Source organism: Niallia sp. NCCP-28, from assembly GCF_023168165.1.
Classification (GTDB): Bacteria; Bacillota; Bacilli; order Bacillales; family Cytobacillaceae; genus Niallia.
The window spans coordinates 138,328-163,801 of sequence record NZ_BQYJ01000006.1; the positions used below are offsets into that span (position 1 = coordinate 138,328).

At 33.6% G+C, this 25,474-nt stretch carries 27 protein-coding genes and 2 pseudogenes; 26 read left to right on the plus strand and 3 right to left on the minus strand.

Going from position 1 to position 25,474, the window contains the following annotated elements; translation table 11 throughout:
* Positions 1-150 precede the first annotated feature (150 nt).
* The 13 genes and pseudogenes from NCCP28_RS16940 (at position 151) to xerS (ending at position 11,680) form a co-directional block, all read left to right on the plus strand.
* Complete coding sequence (locus tag NCCP28_RS16940; protein ID WP_248562608.1) at positions 151-1,641, plus strand: sugar ABC transporter ATP-binding protein; 1,491 nt, start codon at positions 151-153, stop codon at positions 1,639-1,641.
* A 1-nt stretch (position 1,642) separates the two neighbouring features.
* On the plus strand, positions 1,643-2,644 hold the full coding sequence (locus tag NCCP28_RS16945) for an ABC transporter permease (RefSeq protein ID WP_248562609.1): 1,002 nt from the start codon (positions 1,643-1,645) through the stop codon (positions 2,642-2,644).
* Positions 2,645-2,711: 67 nt separating this feature from the next.
* A complete protein-coding gene (locus NCCP28_RS16950) occupies positions 2,712-3,728 on the plus strand; it encodes a carbohydrate kinase family protein (protein ID WP_248562610.1) in 1,017 nt (338 codons plus the stop codon).
* A gap of 17 nt (positions 3,729-3,745) precedes the next feature.
* Positions 3,746-4,630: a class II fructose-bisphosphate aldolase gene (locus NCCP28_RS16955; RefSeq protein WP_248562611.1), complete on the plus strand. Its 885-nt coding sequence runs from the start codon at positions 3,746-3,748 to the stop codon at positions 4,628-4,630.
* A 159-nt stretch (positions 4,631-4,789) separates the two neighbouring features.
* Positions 4,790-5,329, plus strand: a complete 540-nt coding sequence (locus tag NCCP28_RS16960) for a D-lyxose/D-mannose family sugar isomerase (protein WP_248562612.1) — start codon at positions 4,790-4,792, stop codon at positions 5,327-5,329.
* Between the two features lie 83 nt (positions 5,330-5,412).
* A pseudogene (locus NCCP28_RS16965) lies at positions 5,413-5,772 on the plus strand (FGGY-family carbohydrate kinase); the annotation flags it as partial.
* Between the two features lie 363 nt (positions 5,773-6,135).
* Entirely contained in the window at positions 6,136-6,348 is a 213-nt protein-coding gene (locus tag NCCP28_RS16970) for a hypothetical protein (RefSeq protein ID WP_248562613.1), read from the plus strand.
* 276 nt (positions 6,349-6,624) lie between these two features.
* Positions 6,625-7,608, plus strand: a complete 984-nt coding sequence (locus tag NCCP28_RS16975; protein WP_248562614.1) for an alpha/beta fold hydrolase domain-containing protein — start codon at positions 6,625-6,627, stop codon at positions 7,606-7,608.
* A 26-nt stretch (positions 7,609-7,634) separates the two neighbouring features.
* Positions 7,635-8,306, plus strand: coding sequence for a response regulator transcription factor (locus tag NCCP28_RS16980; protein WP_248562615.1), 672 nt, complete (start codon positions 7,635-7,637; stop codon positions 8,304-8,306).
* A complete protein-coding gene (locus NCCP28_RS16985; RefSeq protein ID WP_248562616.1) occupies positions 8,303-9,298 on the plus strand; it encodes a sensor histidine kinase in 996 nt (331 codons plus the stop codon). The genes NCCP28_RS16980 and NCCP28_RS16985 overlap by 4 nt, the downstream gene beginning before the upstream one ends.
* A 384-nt stretch (positions 9,299-9,682) precedes the next feature.
* Entirely contained in the window at positions 9,683-10,090 is a 408-nt protein-coding gene (mntA, locus tag NCCP28_RS16990) for a type VII toxin-antitoxin system MntA family adenylyltransferase antitoxin (protein ID WP_375709424.1), read from the plus strand.
* Positions 10,080-10,484 carry a type VII toxin-antitoxin system HepT family RNase toxin gene (gene hepT / locus NCCP28_RS16995; protein WP_248562617.1) on the plus strand — a complete coding sequence of 135 codons (405 nt, stop codon included), beginning with the start codon at positions 10,080-10,082 and terminating at the stop codon, positions 10,482-10,484. Before mntA ends, hepT begins: the two co-directional genes overlap by 11 nt.
* Before the next feature lie 89 nt (positions 10,485-10,573).
* The gene (gene xerS, locus NCCP28_RS17000; protein WP_047944810.1) at positions 10,574-11,680 is read left to right on the plus strand and encodes a tyrosine recombinase XerS; all 1,107 of its coding nucleotides are present in this window, start codon (positions 10,574-10,576) and stop codon (positions 11,678-11,680) included.
* 407 nt (positions 11,681-12,087) lie between these two features.
* On the opposite strand, the gene NCCP28_RS17005 is transcribed toward xerS, so the two are convergent.
* The 3 genes and pseudogenes from NCCP28_RS17005 to NCCP28_RS17015 form a co-directional block, all read right to left on the minus strand.
* Positions 12,088-12,327 carry a hypothetical protein gene (locus NCCP28_RS17005; RefSeq protein ID WP_144545499.1) on the minus strand — a complete coding sequence of 80 codons (240 nt, stop codon included), beginning with the start codon at positions 12,325-12,327 and terminating at the stop codon, positions 12,088-12,090.
* Between the two features lie 343 nt (positions 12,328-12,670).
* Entirely contained in the window at positions 12,671-15,631 is a 2,961-nt protein-coding gene (locus NCCP28_RS17010; RefSeq protein WP_000095762.1) for a Tn3 family transposase, read from the minus strand.
* Positions 15,632-15,774: 143 nt separating this feature from the next.
* Positions 15,775-15,885, minus strand: a pseudogene (locus tag NCCP28_RS17015) (helix-turn-helix domain-containing protein); the annotation flags it as partial.
* Positions 15,886-15,914: 29 nt separating this feature from the next.
* On the opposite strand from NCCP28_RS17015, the gene NCCP28_RS17020 reads away from it, so the two are divergent.
* The 13 genes from NCCP28_RS17020 (at position 15,915) to NCCP28_RS17080 (ending at position 25,473) form a co-directional block, all read left to right on the plus strand.
* Positions 15,915-16,070: a hypothetical protein gene (locus tag NCCP28_RS17020; protein ID WP_248562618.1), complete on the plus strand. Its 156-nt coding sequence runs from the start codon at positions 15,915-15,917 to the stop codon at positions 16,068-16,070.
* A 37-nt stretch (positions 16,071-16,107) separates the two neighbouring features.
* Positions 16,108-16,560, plus strand: coding sequence for a hypothetical protein (locus tag NCCP28_RS17025; protein WP_248562619.1), 453 nt, complete (start codon positions 16,108-16,110; stop codon positions 16,558-16,560).
* Positions 16,561-16,662: 102 nt separating this feature from the next.
* Positions 16,663-17,796 carry a hypothetical protein gene (locus NCCP28_RS17030; protein WP_248562620.1) on the plus strand — a complete coding sequence of 378 codons (1,134 nt, stop codon included), beginning with the start codon at positions 16,663-16,665 and terminating at the stop codon, positions 17,794-17,796.
* Between the two features lie 142 nt (positions 17,797-17,938).
* On the plus strand, positions 17,939-18,190 hold the full coding sequence (locus tag NCCP28_RS17035; protein WP_248562621.1) for a hypothetical protein: 252 nt from the start codon (positions 17,939-17,941) through the stop codon (positions 18,188-18,190).
* A 159-nt stretch (positions 18,191-18,349) separates the two neighbouring features.
* A complete protein-coding gene (locus NCCP28_RS17040; RefSeq protein ID WP_248562622.1) occupies positions 18,350-18,811 on the plus strand; it encodes a hypothetical protein in 462 nt (153 codons plus the stop codon).
* A 17-nt stretch (positions 18,812-18,828) separates the two neighbouring features.
* The gene (locus NCCP28_RS17045; RefSeq protein ID WP_248562623.1) at positions 18,829-19,101 is read left to right on the plus strand and encodes a hypothetical protein; all 273 of its coding nucleotides are present in this window, start codon (positions 18,829-18,831) and stop codon (positions 19,099-19,101) included.
* A 113-nt stretch (positions 19,102-19,214) separates the two neighbouring features.
* Positions 19,215-20,858, plus strand: a complete 1,644-nt coding sequence (locus tag NCCP28_RS17050; protein WP_248562624.1) for an NlpC/P60 family protein — start codon at positions 19,215-19,217, stop codon at positions 20,856-20,858.
* A 474-nt stretch (positions 20,859-21,332) separates the two neighbouring features.
* Entirely contained in the window at positions 21,333-21,557 is a 225-nt protein-coding gene (locus tag NCCP28_RS17055; protein WP_248562625.1) for a DUF2187 family protein, read from the plus strand.
* A gap of 351 nt (positions 21,558-21,908) precedes the next feature.
* Positions 21,909-23,456, plus strand: a complete 1,548-nt coding sequence (locus NCCP28_RS17060; protein ID WP_248562626.1) for an HIRAN domain-containing protein — start codon at positions 21,909-21,911, stop codon at positions 23,454-23,456.
* A 147-nt stretch (positions 23,457-23,603) separates the two neighbouring features.
* Positions 23,604-23,846, plus strand: coding sequence for a 3-ketosteroid-delta-1-dehydrogenase (locus NCCP28_RS17065; protein WP_248562627.1), 243 nt, complete (start codon positions 23,604-23,606; stop codon positions 23,844-23,846).
* A gap of 24 nt (positions 23,847-23,870) precedes the next feature.
* Complete coding sequence (locus NCCP28_RS17070) at positions 23,871-24,122, plus strand: DUF7662 domain-containing protein (protein WP_248562628.1); 252 nt, start codon at positions 23,871-23,873, stop codon at positions 24,120-24,122.
* Between the two features lie 294 nt (positions 24,123-24,416).
* Positions 24,417-24,875, plus strand: coding sequence for a MarR family winged helix-turn-helix transcriptional regulator (locus NCCP28_RS17075; protein WP_248562629.1), 459 nt, complete (start codon positions 24,417-24,419; stop codon positions 24,873-24,875).
* A gap of 70 nt (positions 24,876-24,945) precedes the next feature.
* The gene (locus tag NCCP28_RS17080) at positions 24,946-25,473 is read left to right on the plus strand and encodes an arsinothricin resistance N-acetyltransferase ArsN1 family A (protein ID WP_248562630.1); all 528 of its coding nucleotides are present in this window, start codon (positions 24,946-24,948) and stop codon (positions 25,471-25,473) included.
* The last annotated feature ends 1 nt before the right edge of the window (position 25,474 follow it).

Consider the following 25,474-nt stretch of genomic DNA (forward strand, 5'->3'; position numbering starts at 1 on the left):
GCTTTAGATTAATGGGTGACTCAAAACATAAGTGTCAGCCTTCTTAATACAAGTATAGTGAAAACAAGCGGAAATAACTATATTTTGTACTAGAATTGGCTAGGATACACTTAAGAGCCACCCATTTCTAAATTTAAAGAGGTGGAAGATATGAGTGGTAAACTGTTGGAAATGAAAGGTGTAACGAAGAGGTTTCCTGGGGTTTATGCTTTAAAGGGTGTTGATTTTGAACTGGAAATCGGCGAAGTTCATGCACTTCTTGGAGAAAATGGTGCAGGTAAATCAACACTAATGAAAATATTGAATGGCATTTATAGCATAGACGAGGGGAACATCTTTATAAACAGGAATGAAGTTCAGATCCATGGTGTAAAAGATGCTCAAAAATATGGCATAAGTATTATTCATCAGGAGATCAGTTTAGTCCCTTATTTATCAATAGCCGAAAATATATACTTAGGTCGTGAATCTGTAACAAAAACGGGGTTTATTGATCAAAAAACGATGTATGAGAATGCTCAAAAATTATTAAATGATTTTGACTTGGGATTATCTGCTGATACAACGGTCAATAAATTAAATGTGGCCCAACAGCAAATGATTGAGATTATAAAAGCAGTTTCTTTCCATTCGAAAATTATTGTAATGGATGAACCAACCTCGTCTTTGACGGAAAAAGAGGTGGATTTCTTATTTAAAACGATTAGAAATTTAAAAGAGCAAGGCGTTGGAATCGTCTATATCTCTCATAGAATGAATGAATTATTTGAAATCACGGATAGAATTACGGTCATGCGTGATGGTACTTATATAGGCACGGTTATAACAAAAGATACAACTAATGAAAAATTAATCTCCATGATGGTAGGCCGGGAACTAACCAATTACTATGTCAGGGACTTCTCCGTATCAGATGAATGTGTCTTGAAAGTTAGTAATTTAACGAAAAAAGGGGTCATAGAAAATACTAGTTTTGAACTAAGGAAAGGTGAAATCCTAGGTTTTTCTGGATTAGTCGGTGCCGGCAGATCAGAACTGATGAAGTGCATATTTGGCCTGGATTCTTTTGAACAGGGCGAAATATTTGTAAAGGGAAATAAAGTAACGATTAAAAATCCGAATGATGCCATAAAAAATAAAATTGCTTATGTGACAGAAAATCGTAAAGAGGAAGGATTATTCCTAATACAATCGGTTCAATATAATGTCACCATCAAGATATTAGATGAATTCATGAAATTCTTTAGGGTTAATTCTAAAGTTGAAAATATGGAAACAAATAACTATATAAAGGAGTTATCTATCAAGACACCAAGTCCAAATCAAGAAGTAAAAAATCTAAGTGGCGGAAATCAGCAAAAGGTTTTAATTTCGAGATGGCTGGCCACCAAACCGCAAGTTTTGATTCTAGACGAACCTACAAGAGGTGTCGATGTAGGGGCAAAAGCAGAAATATATTCTATTATGAACCAATTAGTAAAAGAGGGCGTTTCCATTATCATGATTTCATCTGAGCTGCCTGAAGTAATCAATATGAGTGATAGAGTTGCCGTCATGTGCAAGGGCAAAATCCAAAAGATATTAACAAAAGATAGTTTTAACCAAGAAACAATTATGCATTACGCGACTGGGGGTAATTGACATGTCTCAAGTGTCTATTAATGTAAATAAGAAACAAAATTTCGCTCTGAATGTCGGGGGTGGAATCAAAAACTTTCTTCGAAATAATATGGGAATCATCATAGGATTACTAGTCTTATGTATTGTAATATCCATAGCCAATCCCAACTTTCTGAATTCCAATAATATACTAAATGTATTAAGACAAACATCTACAAATCTATATTTGGCTTTAGCTATGACCATGATCATTATAATAGGCGGAATTGACCTTTCGGTTGGTTCTATCATGGCGGTAGTAGGAGTGGTGACAACGGGACTTATTGCCTTATTTGGGACACCTGTCATTATCGCAGTAGCTGCGGGTCTTTTAGTGGGCATGTTAATTGGTGCTGTGAATGGCTATGTTTCAGCTACCACTGTCATTCCTCCGTTCATTGTCACCCTTGCAACGATGAATATTGCGAGGGGGGCCGCATATGTAATCTCTGATGGTAAACCGATTAGGGTAATGTCAGAATCTTTTAACTCCATTGGTTCCAGTTATATCGGCGGAGTATTACCTATGCCGGTATTATATTTAATTATTCTTTTAGTCGTATGTTATTTGATTATGAATAAAACCAAACTTGGCCGCTATATGTATGCTGTTGGTGGAAATGCGGAAGCAGCTAAATTTGCCGGTATTAATATTAAAAAAGTAAAGTTTTTTGCTTATACATTCAGTGGGCTAATGGCAGCTGTGGCGGGCATCGTTCTTGCCTCCCGTATGTTCTCCGGTCAGCCTACATCAGGAACTGGGGCAGAACTTGACGCGATAGCCGCAGTTGTCTTGGGTGGAACTAGTATGACAGGCGGATACGGCAGGATTGGTGGTACTGTAATCGGTGCTCTGATTATCGGTGTACTTAGTAATGGGTTAAACCTAATGGGTGTAAGTTCATTTTGGCAATATATAGTCAAAGGGATTGTTATTTTAGTGGCTGTTTATGCAGATATCATTAAAAAAAGAAGGGCGGCCTAGTCCAAGATTCCATGGAGTGATGGTAAGGAGGTCAACGGAAGACCGTGAATTCCAAGGAGGTGTTCAATTGAAAGAGGGCATTGCATTTGCGGGAACGATTGCTGTAGATGAAATTAAGAAAGTTGAAAAATACCCCAACAAATCTGAGTTGACAACAATTCGAAGTGTTTTAAGGTCAAATGGAGGAGCAGTTTCCAACTGTGCGATAACACTGGCAAAGATAGATCCCAGCCTGCCGATTGAGATCATAGCTCTTCTTGGCGACGATGATAAAGGCCATTTTCTTCAAGAGAGATTGGAAAGCTATAAAAGTATCAAAATGAACCATGTGAGGATGATTGAAGATACTCCCTTTACAGATGTGATCCAGGATGAGTTTGATCATACCAGGACATTTTTTACCTACCGGGGCAATTCAAGATTATTTGATGAGAAAACGATTGAAATGGAAAAGCTGAACTCAAAGATACTCCATATTGCCTACATTCTTTTATTAGAATCTTTAGATCAAGAGGATAGTGAGTATGGGACAAAGATGGCAAGAGTTTTGAAACAGGCCCAAGATTTGGGCATTAAAACATCGATTGATATTGTCAGTGAAAATAGTAACAGGTATGAAAAACTTGTTCCTCCATCTTTAAAGTATACAAACTACTGTGTAATCAATGAACTGGAAGCAGGCAAAAGTGTGGGGATCAGTTTAAGAGATTCATCAGGTGTATTAATCATCGCAAATATAAAAAAGGTTCTTTTGAAATTGAAGGATTCAGGAGTGAAAGATTGGGTTGTAATCCATACTCCGGAGGGCAGCTTTGGATTTGATGGATCCATGACCTATAGCATTCCTTCCCTATTGTTAGACAGACAGTGGATTAAAGGAACGGTAGGTGCAGGGGATGCTTATGTGACCGGCGTATTATACGGAGCATTAAAAGGGATGGACCTTCCGGATTCTATGAAATTAGGAACCGCAGCTGCAGCCTCTTCATTATCTTCGGAGGACAGCACGTCAGGAGTAAAAAGCTACGAACAGCTTGTCACCATGTATAAGGAATTTCCGAAAAGAGAAACAATAGAACTATAAGGAGGGAGATTTTTATTATGATCGTTACATTAAAAGAAATCTTGTCAAAAGCGGAAGAAGGGAATTATGCGGTTGGTGCTTTTAATTGCCCAACGTTGGAATCTGCAAGAGCTGTCGTTGAGGCGGCGGAAGAATTACAGGTTCCGGTTATTTTGTCCCATGCAGAGGTGCACTTTGATATTACCTCACTTGAAATCATGGGTCCAATCCTGGTGGAATTTGCTAAAAAGGCAAGTGTTCCAGTAGCGGTACATCTTGATCATGGGTCGAGTCTAGAAAATGTCAAAAAAGCAATCGATATCGGTTTTAGTTCCGTCATGATTGATGCTTCCCATATGAGTTATGAAGATAATATTAGAACGGTGGAGGAGGTCGTTCAGTATGCCCATGAATATAACGTCTCAGTGGAAGCGGAGCTTGGGATGATGACTTCATCAGGTATTGGTGGTGAAGAGACCCAAGGGGAAGAGCATATTAGTGAAGGTGACTCAGTGGATTATTATACAGACCCGAACGTTGCAAAGGATTTTGTTGAGCAGACGGAAATTGATGCATTAGCTGCATCTTTTGGAACAGTTCACGGAATGTATATCAAAGAGCCAAATCTTGATTTAGATCGACTAAATTCCATTTACGCGAAAATTAATAGACCAGTTGTGATGCATGGTGGGTCCGGATTAAGCGAAGAAGACTATATAGCTGTCATTAATTCCGGTGTAAGAAAGATAAATTATTATAGTTATGCCGCAAACGCAGGTGCACGAGCTGTAAAAGATTATATAGATAATAACAAAGATCTTTTTTATCATGATTTTACAGTCGTGGCGAAAGCCGCTATAAAAAAAGATGTAAAAAGAGCAATGGAAATCTTTTTAAATAAGAATCAATGTGTAGAAAATTAGAAGCCATCGTTTTATAGCTTTTTATCACGCATGAAGGGGCTTTTAACCCCCACTTTAAGATTGTAAGAAACTGAGAAATCTAGATGGGGGATAACTGCCCATAAAAGCCTGATTGAAGTATCACTTTATAATAATTAGCCGTTTAAGGAGGAATGGAGCATGAATCTTCAAGATTATGAAAGAATAAAAGCTGAAGCTTTAGAATTGTTCGATAAGGCCAATATCATTTTGACAGAAGAAGAGAAAAATGGTGTAGAGGTGGCTGACTTTGGACTAAATAAAATTGAGGATACAGGATTGCAATTAATTACATATGTAAACACGGATCTGGTTTGTGCGAAAGAATTGGCATTGCTGCCAAATCAAACTTGTCCGGAGCACAAGCATCCAAAAAGGGATTTTGATGAAGGAAAAGAAGAGACGTTTAGATGTCGATATGGAACAGTGTATTTATATATAGAAGGGGAAGAAACAAAAAATCGTACAATGAATCCGCCTCAAGGGGATGAAGAGTACTATACTGTATTCAATGAAATCATTTTACACCAAGGAGAGCAATATACCATTTATCCAAATACACTTCATTGGTTTAAAGCAGGAAGTGATGGTGCGGTAGTTTCTGAATTCTCGACAAGAAGTACAGATGAAAGTGATATATTTACAGACTCGAGAATTAATAGAATACCTGAAATAAAGTAAAACGTTTCAAATCCGCGTGATTGTCTAATAATTTTGCAATAAAAAATAGAACTTAAAATGTGCCGGTGATAATTTCTCCAGCACATTTTTTTAAGAAAAATAGAAGAGACGATATTTATAAAATGGGTGTGACTTTTGCTGCAGGATACAGTTTAACCTGGTTTAAGGAAACATTTGCAAAAGAAGAAGCATTTGTTCAGCTTTTACAGGAAATGGAGAAAGTTCCTGCAGGTTCTAATGGACTGTTCTTTACTCCATATATTGTTGGAGAAAGAACCCCGTATGCCGATTCCAACATTCGAGGATGTTTTGTTGGCGTGGATGCCACCCATGACCGAAAAAATTTTGTTCGTACTGTCCTTGAGGGAATCACGTTTTCACTAAATGAATCGATTGAAATCTTTAGGAAAAGCAGAAAAACCATAGATTCCATTGGCGGCGGGTTATATTGTAAAAGGACAAGAAAGTCTAAACTAATTTTACATTGTTAAATATTGATATACCAGTACATACGATTTATTAGTATGTACTTTTTTGTCTTTAAAAATGGATAAAAAAGTTTAAACTCTTTTAATTTCTGATTTTTCGAACTTTACCAGTAAAAGGGAACTTTATATGTATAAACCATTAATATATAACTTTAACAATCGAATATGCTTTAAAACGGTTTGGAAATAACGGTTTGGATTTACCTGCCATAGAAAAAACTCATTGGGAAGAGGCAATAAACAATTCTGGCTACATCCAATCAGAATTGTATCAAATTAATTAGTATATATACATTTTTATAAAGGTGCTGAAAAGTTGTGACCTCTCAATTTACTTGGTCTACCGATTGGATTCAGGATTATGAATCACCGTGGGGAATATTGGAGAAATTTATGTGGGCTAATTCTATTGATAGAAATACAATTTTAGGATTAATCGGCAATGAAAATGTTAAACAATTAAAAAACATTTCAAATGCTGGCAGCCGCCACCGTAGTTTGATTTATTTTTCAGTATTGATCCAAAAATAAGCCGAAAAATTATTGGGATAAACATAAAAGGATACCATGGCAACTTAGTAGAGAAACTCATTCGCATAATTCCTAATATTAAGTATAAAAGTAATTTTTTTCATGCTTATTTGTCATATTGTCCCATAAATAAATCTAAAAAGTATCCTCAATATAGATCGCCTATTCGAATAGCGATAGATAAAATGAATAACAGAAAAAATGAAAAACAACAAAATTTATAAGAAATTTATTTTTATATTCTATCCTTTTAATATAAATTGAAAGGAGAAGGTTATGAAAAAAGCATTAAAAGTATTAAAGCGACTTTTTGGGGGCTTCATTGTTTTTATATTATTTGTTTCAGTATCAGTTTTTGGTTATCACCGTTATCAATTAGGTAAGGAATCGGAAGCTATGGACAGTAAAGGAACATTCATTGAGTTTCAGAACAAAAAACTAAATGTATATAATAAAGGGGATGGTGAGGATACATTTGTATTCATGTCTGGGTCGGGGATTGCTGCGCCTGTTTATGAAATGAAAGGTCTATATAGCAAATTTTTAAAAGAAAATAAGATTGCTGTTGTTGAAAGAGCTGGGTATGGATATAGTGATGTTTTTGAAGATAATAGAGATATAGATACGATACTCGAACAAACTAGAAACGCTCTCATTCAAAGTGGAAGTAAACCTCCGTATATCTTAATGCCACATTCCATTTCGGGAATAGAGGCTATTTATTGGGCACAAAAATACCCAAATGAAGTAAAGGCAATTATTGCTTTAGATATTGGTTTACCAAAGCAGTATGTAAAGCATAAATTGGGTTTCCTTAATTCATTAACCATAAGGGGAATGAACCTTTTAACGAAAATAGGGTTTCATCGACTAGCTCCTTCTTTAACATATAATCCAGAAGTGATAAAACAAACCTTTTTAAAGGAACATGAGAAGGAAATGTATAAAGCGATATCGTATAAACAAACTTTTAATGATGATATGGAACAAGAGCTTTTACATTCATATGAAAATAGTAAAAAATGTGTTAATCTGCCTATACCAAAAGAAACGCCTATCTTATTTGTGGATGCGTATCAAGACAAAAATTCAAAATATGCAAAGCAAAGTTATAAAGACTATAAGGAGTTTGCAGAACAGCTCTTTATATCAGATGTCATACAAATTAAGAGTACGCATAGTATTTATTTATATTTTCCTGATGAGATATACAATCTTTCCACAGATTTTATCAATAAAAAAGTAAGAAAAATGAACTGATTATTAATTAATGGAAGGTCTATGTTATGAATAGATATAATATTTTAATTATTGAAGATGATTTAATTATTGGGGATTTGTTACAGAAGATTCTGCTGAGAGAACAGTATAACGTATGTTGGAAGAATGAAGGAAAAGACATTCTTGATATTATTGATAAAATAGATTTAGTCATAATGGATGTCATGTTGCCGGGAGAAGACGGCTTTCAAATCTCAAAGAAAATAAAAAATCTGGGCTTAAATATTCCCATTATTTTTTTATCTGCTCGAAATGATATCGATAGCAAACTCCAAGGTTTGAAAATTGGGGAGGATTATATGATCAAACCTTTTGATCCTCGAGAGCTATTACTAAGAATTCAGAAAAAACTAGATCATCAGTATGGTCATTTTATGCAAATCAAACATTTATATATTGATGCAGAGTATACAAAAGTTTTCAATCATAACTTGCAGAATGAGGTTGTTTTTACAGCAATTGAACGGAAAATATTCTTCTATTTATATAAAAATCGGGATCGGATTTTAAATAAAGAACAATTCTTTGACTATTTATGGCAGCTTGAAGATAGAAACCCTAATATCTTGAATGTACATATCAAAAAAATCAGAACAAAAATCAATGATAAACAGGGTGAGATTATTCAAAATATATATGGAGAAGGGTATAGACTAAATACCTATTTGAAGAAATGAAATTAAAAAGGAAATACCAATTATTATTATTTTCCGCTATTATTAGTGTCCCGTTATTAATACTAATGATTAGTGTCCTCATGTCAGTGATTTATAATATTGTCTCAAAGAATAGCAACATCCCGTTCCATGAATCGAATGCCTATCCAACGATGCTGATTCTATTTTTACTATCATTCTTTATATTAGCTTTTGTGTTTTCGAGATCGATTAATTCACTTTTAAATAAAATAAATATTTTGAATAAGGCAATTCGGGATTTAGCTAGTGATGACAAAATAATTCCCAATAGAATAAGTGTTAAAAATGATGATGAAATAGGGGAACTAATTAAGTCAGTTAATCTATTAATTGAAAGAACAACATTTAGAGAATTAGAGCTTAAACAACAGGAGGAAATTAAAAGGGAACTCTTGACTAAGTTAAAGCATGATATCAATACACCTTTAACAGCAATGAGATTACAATTATTTTATTTAGAGGAAGAAGTTAAGGATCAATCACCAATATTAGAATCATTAAATAACCAAATTCAATATATTGCGGGATTAACCAATGAATTTAATTTACAATCCACTGATACGTTGGAGAGTTCTTATGTTGTAAAGGATAAAGTGAATATAAACGCCTTATTAGAAACTATGGTGAATAAATGGAACTATTTATACAGTATTCATAATATCCAACTAGTATATAAACAAGTACAAGTAGATGAAGATTTGGTTTGGATTAGCAATGGTCTGTGGCTCCAAAGATTATTTGATAACATTTTTCAGAATACACTAAGACATTCAAAAGCTAGTAAGTTTGAGGTAAGTATTGAAAATCATGTTGTTTCGCTTAGTGACAATGGAATTGGCTTCGATATAAACAATAAAGGTATGGGGCTGGGGTTAAAAATAATTGAAGATATAGCTAGTATACTGGAAATAAAATATGCTTTACAATCTAGTAATAATGGGACTTTATATTGTTTTGCAGTTTTACAATAAAAAACAATATATTTCTTAAATAAGACAGACTAGATAACAGATTACAAGGGAATCTACTTAAACCTTTAGGGTTAAGTAATTGAAGATAGGGATTGCTGCAACGATCCCTTTTTCATTTTTAGCAAACGAAGCACATTAGATATCCTAATGAAAAATACTCTAAATGTTTTCAAATAAAATAAGTTTATAATTTCCTGTCTTAAAAATCGTATAGAGGAAGAAGTTTAGATTTTCTTGTCTTTATACAAAAGCGGAAGAGTTATATAAACTGAGAAAAGCATATTGTCAGTATTATACTATTCGTATAATACTCATTTTACGAAATGTATGACAAAAGATAAGTTATTTGTTATAATATAAGAAAAATATGGAGGTTTTTAGACTTTGAGTAAAAATATGGAACAAACAATTATTGACTACTTACATAGTAAGGTTTCCCCTTTATTCATTATATTATTTGGTTCCACTGTCAAAGGAAACGTCCATAGCGAAAGCGACATTGATATAGCTTTCTTAAGTGAAAACCTAAACTTTGATAAATACACATTATTTATGTTTGCTCAGGAGCTTGCCGCAAATCTTGGGCGAGATGTTGATCTTATTGACTTAAACCAAGCCAGTACTGTGTTTCAAGCACAAGTTGTTCAAACTGGAAAAATAATATATTGCTCGGATACACGAAAAAAAGCGGAATTTGAGATAAAAGTGTTAAAAATGTATGCAAAATTAAATGAAGAACGTTCGGAGATATTGAAAAAAATAGATGAAAGCGGGTCTATATATGAAAAGTGATGTTATTTTAAACAAAGTCAGCATTATTGAACGCTGTATTAAGCGGATACATGAAGAATATGACAAGAACCCTAAAAACCTTGAGAATTATACAAAACAAGATTCTATCGTATTAAACTTACAGCGTGCTTGTGAAGCAACGATTGATTTGGCCATGCATATTGTTGCTGAAAAGAAATTAGGTCTTCCTCAAAATAGTCGAGATGCTTTCTCTTTATTAGAATCAGAAGGAATTCTTAGCCCTTCCCTTTCAGGAAAAATGAAAGCAATGGTGGGATTTCGTAATATAGCCGTACATGATTATCAAGAAATTAATTTAGCCATTCTCCAAAAAATACTGGATGATCATTTAGTGGACTTTTTCGAATATACAAAAACCATCATTTTATATTAATAATTTATTTACCATAATAAAGTTATGTAAACTAAAGTTCGTAATAATTGTATTATACGAACAAATGTTCTTGTTTGGAGGTGAGCCGAATGGCTATAACAAAACAACATGAATATTATGAAAGGCGACTAGAGGAACTTCTAAAGGAAATGCCAGACTTTATAAATGAATATGTAGAAGCCAAAATGGATAATCGCTCCCCTCTTACCCTATTCAATTATGTTAGAGATTATAAGGAGTTTTTATCTTGGTTAATGGCTGATGAAAGGGTCCAATGGTCTAGTTTAAAAACATTTCCAGTAAGCTTGTTAGGATCCCTTCCCCTATCAGATGCACAAGATTACTTTAAATATGTCAGTCGTAAAAAGTACGAGAAAGCAAATGAATCACATAAAATAAGTTCAAAAACGGTTAATAGGCATAAGTCCTCCCTTCGTTCGCTTTTCAATTATTTAACGATTGAAGCAGAAGTTTCAGGAACACAAGGTGAACCTTACTTTCATCGAAATGTAATGAAAAAAATTCCTATCAAGAAAGTTTCGGAAACTTTTAATGAAAGAGCACGAAAGATTTCGGAGAAAATTTTTATAGGAAATGAAGATCTCAATTTTTTGGAGTATATAAAAAATGAATATGAAAACACTCTTTCCCCTTCAGAATTAAAGTTCTTTAATCGTGACAAGGAACGAAATTTTGCTATCATTTCATTATTTTTGGGTAGCGGAATTAGAGTAAACGAACTGATAGAATTACGCCTTAAAGATATAGATAGTAAAAATAACGAAATAAGTATTATTAGAAAAGGCGGTAAGAAAGATACTATTCCAGTTACTCCTTCTTCGATGTTAGATGTATTAGATTATCTATCTATAAGAAATGAAAGGTATAAAGCAGGAAATGAGGAAAGTCAGTATCTATTTGTTAAACAATATAAGGGAGATACACTCCCTCTTACTGCACGTGCTGTTGAGAATATAGTTTATAAGTATACCAAATCATTTGATAAACGAATGGCCCCCCATAAATTAAGACATACTTACGCTACTAATTTAGCAGAACAAACAGGAGGAGACATTCCGCTTATTATGAACCAATTGGGGCATACACAATCTGACATTTCCTTGCTTTATATCAATACATCTAGAGAAAAAGCTAAGCTTGCTGCAGAACGACTTGATCAAAGGAGAAATAAATAACAAAGGGAGCATTAAAGTGATAACTTGATGCTCCCTTTGTTTAGAAATAATAAAGATGATTAAAAATAAAATAGTTGTTTAAAAAGTACAATAATGTCACTTCATGAACGTATCATCCATTAGTAATTTTTTTCGTTGTTACTTTGAATTTACTTAACGATAAACTGGTTGCTCTGTTCTACTAATAATTTCAGAATCTTTTAAGCCATGTATTTTACGAGAATACTCAGTCCCACACTTCGGACATTCGCCTGCCATTCTAGGAGAGAAATCCTCTGAATATGAAAAGTCAATCACATTATCACAACTTTTATTAAAGCACTTGATTTTCATATGAATAATTGTATGATCTAAGGTTGGTTCAAAAAACATTAAATCACCCTTTTTGTTTAATTATTTGTTATTTATTATAAATAACGCACTTCTACTGAGGGATTGAGATCCTGAATTACTATACCTAAATCTTTTTTTATTTTATCTGAAGCCTTAACTATTAATGAAATGTGGTTAATATCTTTGTTTGGGTTATTCTTATCTCCATTCAAATCTGCTTTTTCTGTTGCACTCTCAATATTAATTTTAGTTGCTATTTTTGTTTCACCTATTGTAAAAATTATTTCTGCATTTTTAGTTTTTTTTGAAAACACAATCTGAATTCCTTTCTTCTATTAGTGGGTGCAAAGTTTGTAATTCTGTGTATTAATAATAAAGTTCATTAAAAAATAAAAAAGTTATTTAAAAAGATAATAAAGTCGTTTAAAAATATTGTGGCGTTTCATAATTTCTTTCTTGACCTTATATTTTTTGCGAATTAATTCTAAGATATAATCTTGCTTTGTTCCTCTATAATTAATTGGTTTTGCAACGTTCACCATTGAATAATTTTTTATAGGGGTCCCGCCAACCAAATGACATAAAACCCACGCTAAGACATTTTTTGGAAGGTAAAAAGCCGATTTTCCCACGTTAAGGAATTTCGGCTTTTGTGTTTTATTTTCGGAGTGGTCGTAATGTTTCTAATGTAGTTGATTGCTTAAATTTGAATTTATATTCACCAAGGAAGTTGATATGTTCCCAGCCAAGCGGTGAAATATGATGTAGCAATTCTTCATGCAAGACACCGTTCTCTTTTTTATATTCTATTGCCTTGGTTAAATATACCGTATTCCATATACTAATGGCATTAATAATAATATTTAATGCACTAGCTCTTTGAAGTTGATCCTGAAGCGCACGTTCACGCAATTCGCCACGTTTTCCGAAAAAAATAGATCTAGCCAAAGAATTCATAGCTTCACCTTTATTTAATCCACGATGAATTTTTCTTCTTAATGTTTCACTTGAGATATAATCTAAAATGAAAATTGTTTTTTCAATTCTTCCCATCTCACGAAGTGCTGTAGCCAAGCTATTTTGCCGAGCGTAAGAACCAAGCTTTCCCATAATAAGAGAAGCAGATACAGTACCCTTCCGAATAGAATGAGCTAATCGTAATACATCATCGTAATTTTTTTGAATAACATTTATATTGATTTGACCGCGCAATAATTTTTCTATTTGTGGAAAATCACTAGATTTTCCTATCGTGTAAAGCTTTGAGTCAGCTAGATCTCGTAAACGCGGTGCAAAACGAAAACCAAGTAAATGGGCTAAACCAAAAACTTGATCAGTATAACCGGCTGTATCTGTATAATGTTCTTCAATCGCTAAATCTGTCTCATGATGAAGGAGTCCATCAATGACATGTACAGCATCTCTAGCGTTTGTATTAATAACCTTTGTATAAAAACTTGAAAATTGGTCACTGACAAAACGATAAATTGTAGCACCTTTTCCAGTACCATAATGAGGATTAGCATCTGCATGAAGTGCAGAAACACCAATTTGCACACGCATGCCGTCTGATGAAGATGTTGTTCCATCTCCCCAATAGGAGGAAAGAGATAATTTATGATGGAAATTAACGAGTACAGATTGTGCTTTACTCATTGCATCCTCATATAACCTCCATTGTGTTGCATTTGCCATTTGTCTATAGGAAATATCAGGTGTAGCTTCACCCATTTTTGTCATACCTATGTTTGTTCCCAATGCCATAAGCGCAGCCATTAGAATAGTGGTTTCTTCTTCATTTGGAATACGATTGGTTGAAGCATGAACAAACTGTTCATGGAAACCGGTCCAATGAGCTACTTCCATTAATAAGTCAGTGAGCTTCACACGTGGAAGTAAGTCATAAAGAGATGAGCTAAATTCTTTTGCTTCTTGTGGTGTATCTTTTTCCAAACGGCTTAAATGCAGTCTACCATTCTCTAAACTTACCCCATTTAATTCGCCTATATGATTTGACACCCATTTTAAGCGTTTTAATAATGAAGATGTTCGTTCTTCTAAATATTCATGAGCAGATAGACTAACAGCTAACTCGGATGTTCCAGGCTGAATCTCGTTCCACTCTTCTTTTGAAATAAGGTACTCATCAAAATCCTTATGTTGTCTACTACCACTAATAGATATATTGCCTGACCGAATAGAATTTCGTAGTTCAGTTAAAACAGCCATTTCATAATAATGCCTGTTAATGGTTCCATCTTCATCATATACGTGCTTTTGCCATCTATTTGATACAAAATCAAGAGGGGCACCTTCCGGTACTTTCCGTTTACCTGTTTCGTTCATTTCTCTAACCGTGTGAATTGCACGAATTAAGGGCTCTGCTGATTTCGTAGAATGAAACTCAAATGATTTTAACAAGAGGGGTGTATACTTTCTCAATGTGTAGAATTTCTTCTCTAATAAGTCTAGATAATCATAGTCGATTGGACGTGCTAATTGCTTTGCTTCTTCTACAGATTGAACTAGCTTTTCCCAAGGCATTATCATTTCTAATACTATATAAGGATCTGTACCCTCATCTCTAGCTTTAATGAGCGCTTCTCCGAGGTTAGCAAAGTGAACCACTTTTTCATTAATTGATTTCCCATTTTGTTTTTGTCGTTCTTCTTGCGCTTTTCTTCCTTTGGATAATAAAGACATAATCTGACGATCATGTATCTCAAATGCTTGGTCCGTCAAATCTTGAATTAATTCTAGAAGATAAACAACCAAAATAGCATATTTTTTAGAATCATCAAACCTTCGAAAAGAGTGGGGTTCATATCTTGAACCAATTTTAGATAATTGTCGTAATCTGTTTGGATGTAAGGTCTTTGTGTCAATTTGCAATTGTAAATTTCGAATATATTCAAGTTTTTCAACTACTTTGAGAAAAGAATCGGGGGAATGAGAGCTTGGTATTTCTCGCAACCATGCCAAATATGTTTTGGTACTGTCTTCCATCGGAAGTAGAAGACAGTTTAATTTTTGAATATGTTCCATAGCTAGAGAAGAATTAAGTAATCGAAAAATCTTTACTTCTGCACGTCTTCGAACTTCCCATACCATTCGTTCTATTGTTGTCATAGCTGGTAAAATAATTTTTCTCTTTTTTAATTCTTCAATGGTTATCTGAATTAAATGTAGAGCATTCCCATTCTCTAATGCATATTGTAATAAGACTTGAGACACAACACGATATTCACGAATGGTGAAGTTCCGAAATCCATATTCTCTTCTAATTTCTTCGAGATGCTCATGTTTCGTTTGCTCACGTTCTGCATATATATGTATTTCTTTCGCATTAATTTGGAGTTGTTTGGCTATATAATTCACAACACAATCGGGTATATGTTGAATATCTGATAAGGTCCAACCAGGAAATCTCAATACACAAAGCTGTAAAGCAAATCCTAACTTATTATGATCTCGACGATGACGCTTGATAATTTCTATATCATGAGGGGACAAGGTGTAGTAACTTCCTAATTCATACTCACTAATTTGTTCTGGAATAGATGCAAACTCTAAACGCTGTTCTGACGTCAATAATTCTCTTGCACGTTTTGAAGACATAGTTTTCTCCTTTCTAAAATACAAGAAAATACCTTGTCTATAGGATGCCGTAGCTCAATGGATGTTAGGTTGAAGTATTTTCTTGTCATGCTAACATCTTTGTAAACTATTTAATTTAACTACTCAGTTTCTTCATTAGATTATCAGTTGGCCATAGTATCTTGTTGCATCTTGCGATACAAAGTCATTCTAGAGATACCGGCTTTCTCTGCAGCATCTGTACGACTCATACCTTGATTAATAAGATATAAAGCATTACACGATACAGGACGAACAAGATAAAATGGTTGATTGTCATCAAACAGCCAAGGACTTAATAAACCTTGCTAACACTTTACATGAAGATCCTGATATAAATTTCTACGATTTACCGTTATGGAGAACTGTTGAAGAGCTTGATATTGCGGGTTATGAAGTATGGGAGCAGGAATGGGACTAAACAGCAAAAGATTAAAAATAGAAGGAGTAATATAGTTATGATAATCAAGAAGCTATTAAATTTAAAAAGTAACAAGGACTTAAAGAGAGCATTACTGGAAATAGAGGAATGGACAGAAACAGGTATGCTTAATCAATCAGGAATGTTACTTACCATTCATAAAGAATATGAAAAGAAAGCGAGTTCAGAACAATCACTACTTGATACAAAAACGGAAATAGTAATGGAGATGGGTAAGCGGTTAATGAGGAAACTATTAAAACGAACAAGTTATGTAGATTTAAGACGAGCATACTTGGAAATAGAGAAAAGGCATGATAAAGGCACCCTTGAAGAATCTAGGACAATACTTAGAATTCATGAAGAGTACAGAAAGTTAAGCGGTTCAGAGCAATCACTATGTGACACAGAAAAGGAAATATTAATGGAGATGGGCAGGAGATTAAATTTTTTGATTTGGGAAAATGAAAAGCCTTGGACCAAATATTAATCTCATAGCAAAAATGAGTCCTTATTGAGAGGGAAATTAATTATATCTACTAGTCTGAGAGAGGTAAGTAATCTTACTTCTCTTTTTTTATGGAGGGAAAACATGATTAAATGTGATTCAAGAAAAATAGAAAGAAAATTTCAAAGAAGATTAAAGAAGAGAGGAGCATTTTATACTGTTAATGGTGCAGTGAATTACCTGAAACAGCAGAATAAAAACTGTATATATATATGTACCAGTAAAGGACAAGCAATTATACAGATAAAGAGGGAAACCATAAGAAAGTGCATCGACTACTTTTTTCATAAACGTACAGTGATAAGAAAAGATATGGAACAGTTTAGTGCGTATTCCTCTTCATTGTTTGCTATTATATGGGATTGTTTTAGTGATGTGTCAAAAATTCAAAAACTCAATAACAATATGTTTCGAATATCGTTAGTTGGTACAAGAGTATACTTCTCTGGTCTAGAACGTTCCCCAGGAATGCAGAAAATAGTGAAGGAACAAAAGGGAGATTATCTACTTTACAATTACTATTCCATCACTCAATCCAGTAAAGATCCTGTCGTGACCTTGGAAGAAAACCAGCAGTATTGCATTATAGATAGTGGGGCTTTTAGTTTTTATAATGCCTATAAAAAGGAGAAACAACAAATTTGTTTATTCAGTGAAGAGATAATGCAAGAAATGTATTTGGATGGATTTATAGATTACATAAATAAACATAAAGATAACGCTCGTGTATTGGGATTCATAATATTTGATGTTATAGGAGATGAAAAGAAAACTATAGAAAATTACCGTTGCATTAAACAAAGGACCAACGCAGAAATCATTCCAGTTTGGCAAGTTACAGGCACTATAGAATACCTATCTGAACTAGTTGCTGAGGAGCATGCTGTAATTTGTCTAGGAGGAATGGTTCCATTTATCAGCAAAAGGAAAGAATATTTACGTGAAAGATTAGGATACATCAAGAAAAAATTCCCCACACAAAATTTTCATTTTCTTGGTGTTGCAGATGAGTTACTTAAAGAATATGGAGCATTTTCATCAGACTCTACTGCTTATTTAAATGCTCGGAAATATGATGATAATAAAATTTACACGGAAAACGGTTATAGAGAAAAAGCTCCTACTCAACTAAGTAAGTTAAGAATCATAGAACAAAATATAAGGTTTCTCGCAGGTTTAGAAGAAGCGATACCTAAACAAATAAATTTCTTGTTGTAAACAGATCACTACTATATTCAGCTGCCCTTTTAATTGGCAGCTTTTTTGTTAACTCAAGATATTAAGACAGCATGATTTATACTAAATTTTACTGTAAAATATTAATTAACGAAAAAGGTAAACCTTTTAAGGAGAGAACGCTATGGACAGGATAAGACCCAAACTAAACAATAAATTAGAAATTCCAGTTAACATTTACAGAGGTGAAAAATTAATAGCTGAGTGTGCCAGCATCCAAGAAGCAGCTAGATTCTTTAAAGATGAGACGCAAGCTCAACGATTTAATTGGTCTGCAATAAATAAGGGCATTTGGGATAACGTCTCGCACTCTTTAAACGGTAATACCTATTACTTCATTACAGCAGAAGAGGCAATTAAGAATAAACTGAGGTAGATATAATTTTTATCTTTATTAGCCTACTTTACAATCCTAAACTACATTGATAAACTATTTATAAGTAAATAAACGAAAAGGGAAAGCCCCTAGATGTAGAACATGCCATCGGTATGTTCTCTTCTAGGGGCTTTTTTATTTTTAAAAGGAGTGAATTTAATGTCCGAAAGTAAAAATGAAAGAGTTATTATGGAAGGTACCTATTGTACTAATGTTGTGCTAAGGTGGTTAACTACAGATTTAGCTTTAACAAGCAAACGATTTAAGGGATATGATCACAACATATTATTTAGTCTTTTACCGCTCGGTAAAAATGAAGTTACTATGCCATTAAAATCTATAGCAAGTGTTTCTACCTCTACTAAATTCCATTTGAAACGGTTTATTATTGGTCTGTTTTTTACATTGATAGGTATAGCGGAGTTATTGAATTTTAATTTATTTGGTCTTTTATTTTTAGTGTTGGGAGTTATTCCTTTATTTAACTCTTATACATCGGCATTGATTGTAACCAATAATGCAGGCCATTCTATCCCCATTCAAATTTCTATCCTGGAGAAAGGTAATCTTCAAGAGTTTGCTAATAAGGTGAACGACACAATTGCCGAGGAAGTAGCGTAAAGGAGAGAAAGGTGAATATGGAGGCTTATATATTAGAGACAGATCCTAAGTCTGTTGCACACGAGCACGATAAAAGGTTTCTCAGAAATATTTTAAAAAAGGAAAAGTTTATCTCTGTTCCATGCTCTAATCGTTCTGTTATGAGAGGTGATGCTTTATGTGAAGTTATTATTGAAATCTCATCAGATACTGAGCTCAGAGAAATAGTTCATATGGTTAAGCTGATGAAAAAGAGAAAGAGCTCATTACGTCCTTTCTTTCAAACTATTGCTGCTGGAATAGTGGAATAGTGGAGAAGAAATCAAGGATACATTTAAAACTAAATTATATCAAAGGGAAAGCCCCTAGGAGATGTAGTCAAACTATGTCTTTCTTGGGGTTATTTTTTATTTAAGGAGGCCATATGAAGAAGATAGCAGCCATTTGTTTAAGTGTAGGTGTTATAGGAACAACACAAGTTAGTGCGGAAGAACAAAGCCAAACAGTATCAGACCACTTACAAAGTAACCTAGACAGTATAGAGTACCAGGTTGCCAAGATGGATAAAGAAATAAACGCATTTCAAAATGAACGGATTGTTCTGGAGCGACATTTGAAGCAATTCGATAATGCGTTGGAACAGAATCAACATACCATAAAAAAAGAGCAGGAAAGATTAGAGACTATTACCACTCGGTTAGAAACAATAAAAAAGCAAATGAAGGTATTAGATCCAGATGGTCAATTCAATAAAATGGTCCATCAAGATTTAATGAACGGGATAACCTCCATTACAACAGTTAATAAACAGCAACTTTTACTTGAAAATGTTCAAAAGGTAAGCCAATTATTTGCCCTACAAGAAGAGCTAAAAGGAGCTTCTTCAGAACTGGAGAGTAACCATGTGGAGTTAGAAGGCATGATTTCACAGTTACAGGAACAACAACGTGAAAAAGAGAAGTTGGTGGAACAGCTAAAACTGAAAGAGGAAACATCAAAGAAACAAAAGAAACAACTCCTGGAAGAAAGTAAGAAAGTAGAAAAAGAAAAGGAATTAATAGAGGGAGCAATTAGCAACGAAGAGGAGAGGGCTGAAAAGGGGAGTGAATTCTTTGGTCAAAGTAATATTACGTCTAATGCTACTGTTAATAGTCCTTCTATAGACACGAGCAATACCACCATTCCTTCACAGTATATGAAATATTACTTATATGGAGAGAAAGAATACGGTGTTCCTTGGTACTATCTTGCTGCTATTCATTCCGTTGAAACGAGCTTTTCCACTAGTCCTACTATGACCTCTTCTGTTGGGGCAATTGGTAGCATGCAATTTATGCCGAGTACTTGGGTAGGGTACAAGTATGAATCTAGCGGAGGTTTGGTTGCAGAGAACGTAGATATAACGGATTTAGAAACAATAAAAAAAGGAAATGGTTATGGTGTGGATGCAAATAATGATGGCAAGGCAGACCCTTATAGCGTTGCAGATGGAGTAGCAGCTGCTGCTAACTATTTATCTAGCAATGGCTTTGCAACAGACCCTAGAAAAGCTTTATGGCATTATAATCATGCGGAGTGGTATGTCGATAAAGTAATAAACTTAGCTGAAAACTTTAAAAATAGTACCCATGTTTCTAAGAAAGAAGATATTCAACTACAGTCTGGTGGAGAGTATAATATTACTACGGTAGGTAACCGGTGGATTGGAAATTCCGTCTATGTTTTTGGAGGCGGTCGTAACCAATCAGATGTAAAGAACGGTAGGTTTGATTGCTCTAGCTTCGTTTATTGGGCATATAATCAATTAGGGGTTAAGTTAGGGGAGCAAACTTCTGTAAGTACTGAGACGCTGAAAAAAATGGGTACAGCTATTGAAGAAAAGGAAATGAAGCCAGGAGATTTAGTCTTTTTTGATACATATAAAAAAGACGGTCATGTTGGCATTTATTTAGGCGATGGTAAATTCATTGGTGCTCAAAGTTCTAATGGAGTAGCTATTGAGGATATGACATCGGGCTATTGGAAAGAAAAATTTAATCACAGAGTTCAGCGAGTTGCTAATATTTAACGATACTGCAGTAATTGTATTTGTTTCTATACATGGTACAATTAAAGGGTAGAAGCTCGTCACTTCTACCCAAAAGCATTTGTTTACAACAAATAAGCTTCATTTAAAGGAGAGGAAGAACCTCTCCTTTTTATTTTATAGTCTAACTAAAAAGTCTAGACATTGATATAAAGATTACACGATTTTTAATGCATAAAATATTATTAGTATGGAAACTTTATAAATGTAGCAAGTTAAATCGATACTTGCTATCACCTTATATGCAAGTGATTGGGATACTCTTGTTGTCTGGCAATTCCAAGGGTGTCCCATACGCATTTGAATGGAAATAATTAAGGATTTTAGTATGTCTTAAAGTAAGTATATGTTATAATAAATTACAAAATTAACGTGAATGGGAAAACCCCAAAGGAAAAACAATCTATTAGGATTGATTTTTTCTTTGGGGTTTTTTGTATCTAGGAGGAGATAAGTATGAATCTTGCTGTAGGGAAAGAAATAGTAGTATTAGAAGGAAGTAAAATTGTTTTCAACCGAGCTGGTATGGAGATTCAGGGTATAGTTGTATTAGTAAGAGAAAATAGTCTGATGGTGGAAATAAGAGCTGAAGATGCAAAAGAACTACATTATGAAAATAATTTAACAATTGTCAGACACGGGAAATACAGGGAGATAACTAGTAAAGACGTTGTAGCATAATTAAATATAGATATTGGTATCTTTAAAAGAGATAAGCCTATATAATAATTATTATAGATATTTTTATTCTCTTTTTTTTGTTACCTTATTAAGGTGAGACGAATGAATAATAAATTACAGAGTCCTTTGGGATGATAATCGACTTACTTAAAGTATGTCTATGTATCACTCCTAAAGGGCTTTTTTGTATTTAAAGGAGGAATAAATTGGATTTAACTGTGATGAGTAAACAAATGAACGTGTTTTTTCTTTGAGAAATTATATGCTAAAGAGCCAGGGATTTAGAGAAAAATTGTAATCGAACTTAATGTTCGATAAGATAGGAATATTAGTATAGAGAGGTATTGGAATATGAGTTATTCTATTGTTGATGTAAGTAATTGGGAAACGGTAAGTGAGGAACATCCAGGGTATATTGGAGAAAGAGAAAAAGAATGGCTAAAAGAACCTTTAACTGGTAAATTAGCTATGTTTAAGATTCCAAGAGAAGATAGAGGCGAACATTGGGCAGAAAAGTTATGTAGTGAGTTAGCTGCATCTTTAAGTTTCCCATGTGCTAAAGTGGAGTTAGCTATAAGAGATGGTGTTTATGGTTCTCTAAGTTATTTCTTTGTTGAAAAAGAAAAGGGTTACTCTCATTTTGATAGTGGGTCATTTTTCAATTACACCTATAATGATGAGGGGAGAATAGAATATAATATAGAAGTAATTGAAGAATTTCTTGAAAAAAGTAATTTGTTTGCTGACTTTCTATATATAGTTCTATTCGACGCGTTAATTGCAAATGGAGATCGGCATCAAGACAATTGGGGAATCACTCGTCATGAGAAAGAAGATACGGTAGCAATTTCACCAATGTACGATAATAGTGCTTCGTTAGGTAGGGATTTATCTAGAGGTAATATTGAAAAGTTTATTAGTTCTGATAGTGAGCTTCTAAGGCACTTGTTTAAAGGTAGAGCCAAAATTGGTATGAAAGATAAACGAGGAGCAAATCATTTTGCGTTAATAAGATTCCTGAAAAGTAAATATCCAGAGAAATTTAAGGGATTATTTACTTCTCTATCTAACTTAGAAGACCATTTGGTTGAAGAAATCGTCGATATGGTACCAGAAGAAATATTAGATGTTGAATATAAAAGAGTAGTTACTAAATTTATTCAATTTAGAAGAGATATATTGTTGAATATAGGTGATGACATGGATAAAAATATAAATGAATTACTATTGGTTTGGAAAGAACCTGAGTCTCGTCAGAGATATGTGGTTGGTAAGTTAATCTATAATGGAGATGAGAACAAGTATATATTCTCTTATTTATCGGAGAACTTACAAGAGGCCGTAAGTGTTGGGTTTAAAAACTATCCAAGCTTTCCAGATTTAGGGGAAACTTACGAAAGTAAGGGACAACTATTCCCAGGGCTAATGAATCGATTGCCCAATAAAAAGCGACCAAATTATCCAGAGATACTTTTAAAGTATAATTTGGATACAACTAGTACTGTTATGGAGATACTTGGAGCAACTCGTGGTCGTTTAGGAACGGATAATTTTGAATTTGTACAGTTTATTGAGTTTATACAGAATCAACCTTTCCAAATCACATTTGATCTAGCTGCGGCGAGAAGATATGACTTTCCTAGTGTGAAAGGCGAAATTAAAGAGAACGAAGTTGTAACATTAATACGAGATATTGATAATCAGGTAGACGTAAATGCAGTTAGAGTTATATATAGAGACAACTTATGCTTAGGATATGTCCCAAGATATTACTCTGAAGATCTTGCAGCCATGTTAGAGGCTGGTGTGCAATATAAAGCAATCATAAAGAAACTTGATATCTTAAATGATAATCCTGATGAGTGGGCTAAAATAAAAGTCGAAGTAATATATGAATAATCGAAAACCCAAAGTAACTTCCTTTGGGTTTTTTTAGTTCTCTGAAATAAAACTCGTGAAAAATTGAGTCATTGGATAAATTGAATTAGACATAACCGTAAAAAACAAAGTAATATTAAGAATATACTGTTTTATGGAGAGGATAGAATGTCAGAAGAGAAAAGAGATATAACTGCCAAGGGATTTGAAGGATTATATGAGGTAACTAGATCAGGTATGATTATGAACAAAAAAACAAGCAATATAAAGGTGTTTGATGGAAATCCATATAATTTTAAAAATGTTCACTTGTATAAAGAAGGTAAAAGAACCCTATTTAGAACCTATGATTTATGGAAGGATGCTTTTGGTGAGGATGCTGCCGAATCTGAATATAAGGGTTTAAAATAAAACGTAATTAGGAGATAGTTAAAAATGTATGAAGGAAAATACTTTAAACTATTAGAATATCTAAAACATAAACAAGACGAGATACGGTTGACTATCACATTTAGTGAAATTGAGGAAATCTTGAATTTCGAGTTACCTTCATCTGCTAAAAAGTATAATGCGTGGTGGGCAAATGATAAAACACATTCCCAGGCTAAATCTTGGCTTGTTGCTGGTTGGCACACAAGCGAAATAAGACTTGGAGAAAGTATAATCTTTACCCGTATAGATAATTAGTGGACCAGCAACTTTTTCTAAGTACTACATAAAATAATGAGGATGGATATATACTAATTTTACAGCTTAGAACTACTTAGCCCTACTCATTAGAGTAGGGCAATTTGTGTTCAAAATTAATAAATCGAATAATAAAGTCTTTTTCAAAGATCTTTAGTTAAGAAACTTGTTCATTTAATAGGGAATTGTATTTGCTCCGTTTTTATATAACTATAAGGGCAGGATAGTTTAATAAGAAAAAACATTTGACATCGTCAATTAATGACGTTAACATTTAATTAGAGGCGATGATATATGAAAACACAGGATAAAATTCAAATACGTGAATTGTTACAACAGTTGGTAAGGGACTTTGGACTTCTTCAGAAAGATGGTTCTGACTGTTGTGGAATTACAGTATCACAAAGTCACATTGTCTATGAGTTAAGTAAGAGTCCGAATATATCTCTACAGACATTGGCAGAAAAGTTAATGATGGATACAGGACTTTTAAGTCGTCAAGTTAATAAATTGGTGGAGCTTCACTTCATCTCAAGAGTTCCAGATCCAAATGATAGAAGGTATGTCCTTTTGTCACTTACAGATGAAGGTGAATCGAAGGCAGATGAAATTGCTAATCAAATGGTGAAGTATCTCGGTAATATTTTCGAGCACATACAGGAAGATAAGCATCAACAGGTTTTGGAAAGTCTAAGTTTGCTATTGGTTGCAATGAATAAAAATAATGGATTAGGTAGTTGTGCCACCAAATAAGGTGGCTTTCATTAAACATTATATTTGATAAAGTCAATTAATGAACAAGTCAATTAAGGAGGTAGAAGAAGTGATTAGGAAAGTGAAGGAAAGGGACTTATTAGAAATATTAGAGATATATAATCAAGGTATTGAAGATGGATTAGCCACATTTGAAGAAGATTTAAAAGATGAAAATTATATAAACAATTGGTTTAATCTTCATAGTGGAAGACATTGCGCTTTTGTTGCAACAAATGAACAAGGAGAAATTATGGGTTGGGCTTCGATTAACCCATACAATAGTAGGGCTGCTTATTATGGTGTAGGAGAACTATCCATATATATACATAGGAGATTTAGGGGACAAGGAATAGGACAGCAACTATTACATGTCTTAGAAGAAGAAGCAAAATCACAGGATTTCTATAAACTAGTGCTCTCTACATTTCCTATAAATACTTTAGGCCAAGGTTTATACCGAAAGCTAAACTATAGGGAGGTTGGATTATTTAAAAATCAAGGAAGATTAAAAGGCAAATTTGTAGATGTAATGATAATGGAAAAGTTGCTTTTTGATCAAGATTACTATTTGTTAAATACAAAGGAGAGTAATTAAT